Annotated in this window: 6 protein-coding genes; all 6 read right to left on the bottom strand. The window is 31.6% G+C overall.

The window, feature by feature from the left end; translation table 11 throughout:
- The coding region (locus tag ACMUOV_RS00535) for a DUF116 domain-containing protein (RefSeq protein WP_413852741.1) at positions 1-409 on the bottom strand (409 nt) is incomplete at its 3' end.
- Between the two features lie 187 nt (positions 410-596).
- Entirely contained in the window at positions 597-1,853 is a 1,257-nt protein-coding gene (gene obgE / locus ACMUOV_RS00530) for a GTPase ObgE (protein WP_413852739.1), read from the bottom strand.
- Between the two features lie 6 nt (positions 1,854-1,859).
- Complete coding sequence (gene rpmA / locus ACMUOV_RS00525) at positions 1,860-2,117, bottom strand: 50S ribosomal protein L27 (RefSeq protein ID WP_413852737.1); 258 nt, start codon at positions 2,115-2,117, stop codon at positions 1,860-1,862.
- A gap of 20 nt (positions 2,118-2,137) precedes the next feature.
- Entirely contained in the window at positions 2,138-2,449 is a 312-nt protein-coding gene (gene rplU / locus ACMUOV_RS00520) for a 50S ribosomal protein L21 (protein ID WP_413852735.1), read from the bottom strand.
- 64 nt (positions 2,450-2,513) lie between these two features.
- A complete protein-coding gene (locus ACMUOV_RS00515; RefSeq protein WP_413852733.1) occupies positions 2,514-4,553 on the bottom strand; it encodes a Na/Pi cotransporter family protein in 2,040 nt (679 codons plus the stop codon).
- Positions 4,550-5,872 carry a sugar transferase gene (locus tag ACMUOV_RS00510; RefSeq protein ID WP_413852731.1) on the bottom strand — a complete coding sequence of 441 codons (1,323 nt, stop codon included), beginning with the start codon at positions 5,870-5,872 and terminating at the stop codon, positions 4,550-4,552. The genes ACMUOV_RS00515 and ACMUOV_RS00510 overlap by 4 nt, the downstream gene beginning before the upstream one ends.
- Positions 5,873-5,911 lie beyond the last annotated feature (39 nt).

Here is a 5,911-nt window from a genome sequence, read left to right as displayed (position 1 = left end):
TTGTAAGCGGAACAAATTGAACAGGCAACTTATATTTATCCGCTAATTTGATTCCTAATTTCCCTTCGAAATAACAGGCAATTCCTATTATTGCTTTCGGCTTTTGATTTTCAATAATTTGTTGTATTGCTCTGCCGCCTTTCATTATGTAAATTTTTTCATATCCCAAAGATTGTGCAAAAGAAACAATATGCCCTATTTTACAACCGTTACATTTTGCACAGGAATAAAAAAAACCTTCATCTTTTGCTTTACATACGGCAGTATTTCGCATACAATGCGGAATAAATATAAACCTGTCTTTAAAACCAACAGTTTTAAATTTATTCAACATCGAAGCATTTTTTTTACTAACAAATATTTTGTAATTTGTTTCGTTTATTTTTTTTAATTTAAAACAAAGTTTCATAATCTTTATATTATATCAAATATTTACGTAAAAACGGCAATTTATAACGACAGCTGAGGAGCCGAATGGCAATGTATAATTTACAATGCAGAATGTAAATTAACGACGAACGGCAAAAATTACAAGCAATTTTTAGCTGAGGGTTTGAGGGCTGAGAAGCTGAGGGATAAGAGTTTACAAGAATAACTTATTTTGTAAATTCAAATTCAAAATTACCTATTTTGACAGTATCACCTGTTTTACATCCTTTTTGTTCAAGTGCAAGTTCTATACCCATCTTTTTCAAAATATTTTGAAACCTTCTTAGCGCTTCTTCTTCATTAAATTTTGTCATAGCGGCTAAAGTTTCAACCTTACTTCCGGTAACTACAAAAAAACCTTCATCTTCTTTAGTTACGGTAAATTCAGGTTCATATATATATTTTTTTACCGGAATAGTATCAATCTGTTCATCATCATCTACAGGTATTTGTGTAAGTTTAAAAACATCATATAAAAGTTCTTTTATACCTTCTTTTGTCATATTTGACATTGTATATATTTTTTTATTTTTAACTTTCTTTTTAAAAGTTTTTATGTTACCTCGTGCCGAAGGAATATCGGTTTTATTTAATACTATTACGCTATGTTTTTTTGACAAAAATTTTGAATATTTTTTAAGTTCTTTCTGTAAAATTTTATAAGAGTTATAAGGATCCGTTCCGTCAAAACCGCTTATATCTATCATATAAATTAAAACCTTTGTTCTTTTTATATGCCTTAAAAATTCAAGTCCAAGCCCTTTACCTTGGCTTGCACCTTCTATAATTCCGGGAATATCGGCTATAACCATTTGTTTATCGTCCAAATTAACAACCCCCAAATTCGGTTCAAGTGTTGTAAAAGGATAATCTGCTATTTTAGGACGAGCAGAACTTACTACCGAAAGGAAAGTTGATTTACCTGCATTAGGAAAGCCCACCAAACCGACATCGGCTATTAACCGAAGCTCTAAAGAAATTTCCGCCTGTTCCCCCGGTTCACCCTTCTCGGCAATTCTGGGGGCTGAATTATTTTGAGTTTTAAAAGAAGCATTTCCTCTGCCGCCTCTACCGCCTTTTGCAACAAGAATTTTTTGTCCTAATTCTTTTAAATCCGCAATAACTTCACCGTTTTTATAAACAATCGTTCCGACAGGAACCTTTATAGTTAAATCGTCGCCGTATTTACCGTATTTATCACTGCCTTGTCCTTTATTACCGTTACCGGCAGCAAGTTTAAACCTGTATGACAAATCAAGTAAAGTTATTTTTTTGTTATCCGTTTCAATATAAACATCTCCGCCTTTACCGCCGTTACCGCCATCCGGTCCTCCAAGCGGAACAAACTTTTCTCTTCTAAAAGAAATACAGCCGTCGCCACCGCGACCGGCTGTAACAAAAATTTTTGCTTTATCTATAAACATTGTTTTTTACTTTATAGGGTCAACATTTACAAAACATCTGTCTTCGGCTTTTCTGACAAACTTAACAACACCGTCTATTTTTGCAAATATTGTATTATCCTTACCCATACCTACATTTACTCCGGGATGGAATTTTGTTCCTCTTTGACGAATTATTATAGCACCTGCTTTTGCTATTTGATCGCCGTATATCTTAACACCTAATCTTTTACCTTGTGAATCCCTACCGTTACTTGTGGAACCTTGTCCTTTTACATGTGCCATTTTATTTCTCCTAAAACAAACTACCCTTTAATATCTACAATTTCTAATTCGGTAACATACTGTCTGTGTCCCTGCATTTTTTTATAACCGTTTTTTGCTTTCTTTTTAAATACAAGAACTTTAGGTAACCTTTTTTGCCTTACAACTTTAGCAACAACCGTTGCACCTTCAACCGTCGGTCTGCCTACCATTGCTTTATCTCCGTCGGAAATCATCAAAACCTGGTCCAAAACAACTTCTTTGCCGGCTTCGGCTTCCAACTTTTCAACAACAACATTTAGACCTTTTTCTACTCTATACTGCTTTCCGCCTGTCATTATTATTGCATACATAGTAAATACTCCTTCTATAATCCGTATAGTTTACAAAAATAAAAAAAAGATGTCAAGAAGAATTTTAACCCTCTATTATATTGACTGCGATATCAAGTAATGTTTCGTTTATTTTCATATATTGGTCAAGAATATCCAAATGAAGAGATGACGTTTCTATTGATTCTTTTAAACCTGCATGAAGTCTTGCAATATGTTTTGTTTTAAGTTCGTGAACTACCGATGTAAGTTTGTTTATGTCATAACTTAATTCGGCAGCAGATGTTTTATCATATTTAATAAAAGTATCAACCGTTTTTGAACAGTTTTTCCAAACAATATTGTGTAAATATTTTAAATCCTTTAAACCCTCATCGGAAAATTTTAAATTTCTTGTTAATTTTTCATGTGCTATATAAATAATATTTCTGTTTATAATATCGGCAATTTGCTCAAAATCGGCAACTATATACAATAAAACCGTTTCTTTTTGAGCTTGTTCGGATGAAAGTTTGTTCTGTGCAATTTTTGTAATATATGGAATTATTTCGTCGGTTAAATGTGAAATTTGCAAGCATTTATACTTTACTTTATCTATAACTATTTCATGCCTTGTTTTAAGCGTATTTATTGAATCTTTTACAACCTCCGAAAGTATCTCGGAAAGCCGTTCTATTTCTTTTTTTGACAAATCAAAAGCTTTATCGGTATCGTTAACATATTTTTCATCTATAAAAACGGTTCCGAAAGGTTGTTCTGCCGCGGAATCAGGATAAATAAACATAAAAAATTTATGAAGCAACGGTATAAGCGGCAATATTATAAATGCCGTAAATAAAGTAACCAAAGTATGTGACATTGCAATTTGTCGGGCAATATCTGTTGAAAAAACAAATTTTTCGGTAAAGAATTTAACAAAATATATCCAAGATAATTGTCCTTTATAAAATATAAAAGCTATAAAAGGATATACCAACAAAACACCTAATATTTGGTAACTTAAATGCCAAAACATTACTCTTTTACCGCTTCTTGGTTGGTTAATTGAAGCAACTATTGCGGTAAGGCATGTACCGATTTGTGCACCCAAACAAATACAAATTCCCTGTAACAAAGACAATATTCCCGACGATGCCAACACTATAACAATACCTACGGTTGCTCCGCTGCTTTGGCTGATTATTGTAAAAATTATTCCGAAAATTATCAAAAACAACGGCGAATTTATTTTTGCAATTGAAGCCAATAATTCGGTATTTAATGTTATCGGCAACATTGCTTCAGACATTAACTTCATACCGAAAAACAATAAACCGAAACCGAAAATAGCTTCACCGAATTCCACTAATTTTCTTCTTTTTGAGAAGAAAGAAATAAAATATCCGACCGCTGTTATCATTAAGGCATAATCAACCAATTTAAAAGCAACAAGCTGTCCGGTAACCGTTGAGCCGACAGAAGCACCTACGGTAACTGCCATTGCCTGAAAAAATGTCATAAGTCCGGCACTTGTAAGTGTAATTTGTAAAAGAAGTGTTGCAGTACTTGACTGATTAATACCCGTAACCAAAAGTCCGGTAAAAAAACCTTTTGTTCTTGTATTTGTAAATTTTGTAAGAATTGACCTTATATTTTGCCCTGCAATTTTTTGAAAAGCGGAATTTATTTTAAACATTCCGAAAAGCAGTAATGCACCGCCGCCAAGTATTGCCGCAATCATCATTAAAAGCCAATTTTTATTTAAAACCGAAACGGTAAAGTAAGTAGGATCGGCAAGAACATCATCGGCATTAACCAACACCGTTAAATTTTTATCCGTTTTTTGGTCTATAAATATTTTTGCTCTGGCACAACCGTCCTGATCCGTAAACAAACTTTGTTTGTTAAGGTTTATTAAAGCAATTTCATTATCATTTAAGTAATTACTTTTTGCAAGTATAAAATTGATTTTAACACCTTGAACGGGAACATTGTTTTTGTCGGTTAATAAAACGACAAAATCATCTTTTACATAGTTTCCCCTAAATGCAACTTGTTTATCACCGGAAAGTTTTGTTATTTTAAAATCATAACCGAAGCAAACAACGGGAACAAACAAAAGTAATAAAATTATTATTTTTTTCATTTGACTATTTTTTTATCGCTTATAAACATTCTTCTTATGGTTCTTAAAATTATTTCCATATCAAGAAAAACAGAAGCATTTTTTATATACCACAAATCATAAGCCAATCTTTTTTTTGCATCTCTATAAAAATTTTTCTTATTCTCTTCCGTAGGTTTATCTATTACAAGTGAAAAATTAGGAGCTTTATAGTTTAATTGAGCCCATCCGGTTATTCCGGGACGAACGATTGTTCTTAAAGGATGATTATCAATTAAAGAGTTTAAATATTCATATTCCTTTGTCCATAAAGGCCTGGGACCTACAAAGGAAGTATCACCGATAAATATATTTATTATTTGGGGAAATTCGTCAAGACGAAATTTTCTCAAAATTTTTCCCATTTTTGTTACATTTTCGGTTCCTTCAAACATCGTTTTAAATTTATAAATATATATCGTTTTACCTTTTAAACCGACTCTTTCCTGAACAAACAAGGGAAACTGTTTATCAACTATAAGTATAAGCAAATAAATTACAATTCCTGTCGTTAAACAAAAAGGCATTAATAATAAAGAACATGTAATATCAACTAACCTTTTTATAAAACTTTCTATTCTTATTCGTCTTGAACTTATATATTCCAAAAGCCATCTGTTATTATCAAGGGCAACACGCGGAACCCTTGAAAAAAGTTCTTCAAAAAAATCCAAATCGCTTTTTACTATTGCACCTTTAAAAAGTAAATTCTGTTGCCATTTTTGAGATGTCGCCAAAAGCTCGCTTGAAATTACAATAAAATTGATATCATTAATCTTGTTATAAATTGTATTTAAAATTTCATCCGTTACTTCCATTGAACTTAACAATACATCATAATTTGCATATTTGGACATTTCCGAAATTATTGTATCAAGCGTATGATTTTTACCCAATATAACAACTGTCGTTTTTTTTATGTTAAGCCGTATGTCTTTATAAATTTTTCTGCTTAAATAAACAAGAATAAAATATATTACAAGTGTTATAAGTAATACCGTTTTCGGTGTTGTTGCATGAAAAATTGCTGCCAAAAAATAAATTGAACCTGCGGAAAAGAAGAAATCTATAAAGAAAGCAACCATAATATTTTTATAGTCAAAAACTCTTCTGTTAATATATTTAAAATCGTAAAAAGAAAAAAGCCATAAAATAACAGCCGAAATTATAAAAGGAATTATTAAAATTTTTAAGTTTGAAATAAAAGAAACTTCCGTAAGTGCACCTGTTCTAAAAAAAAGGCCAAGCCCTATTGCTATCGAAAAAGATATTAAATCCAACAACAAAAAGAAAAAACTCATAAAAAAATTACTCCGACAAATTTGTCATACCCGAGCGTT

Origin of the sequence: Candidatus Ruminimicrobium bovinum, assembly GCF_902760015.1 — a bacterium.
Taxonomy (GTDB): Bacteria; Elusimicrobiota; Endomicrobiia; order Endomicrobiales; family Endomicrobiaceae; genus Ruminimicrobium; species Ruminimicrobium bovinum.
Note: the sequence above shows the minus strand (reverse complement) of the source record. Positions and strands in the feature narration are given on the sequence as shown.

What these genes read in the sequence shown, in the direction of transcription:
- rplU (WP_413852735.1), bottom strand. Translation starts at nt 2,449, where the DNA reads ATGTATGCAATAATAATGACAGGCGGAAAGCAGTATAGAGTAGAAAAA.
- obgE (WP_413852739.1), bottom strand. Translation starts at nt 1,853, where the DNA reads ATGTTTATAGATAAAGCAAAAATTTTTGTTACAGCCGGTCGCGGTGGC.
- rpmA (WP_413852737.1), bottom strand. Translation starts at nt 2,117, where the DNA reads ATGGCACATGTAAAAGGACAAGGTTCCACAAGTAACGGTAGGGATTCA.
- ACMUOV_RS00510 (WP_413852731.1), bottom strand. Translation starts at nt 5,872, where the DNA reads ATGAGTTTTTTCTTTTTGTTGTTGGATTTAATATCTTTTTCGATAGCA.
- ACMUOV_RS00515 (WP_413852733.1), bottom strand. Translation starts at nt 4,553, where the DNA reads ATGAAAAAAATAATAATTTTATTACTTTTGTTTGTTCCCGTTGTTTGC.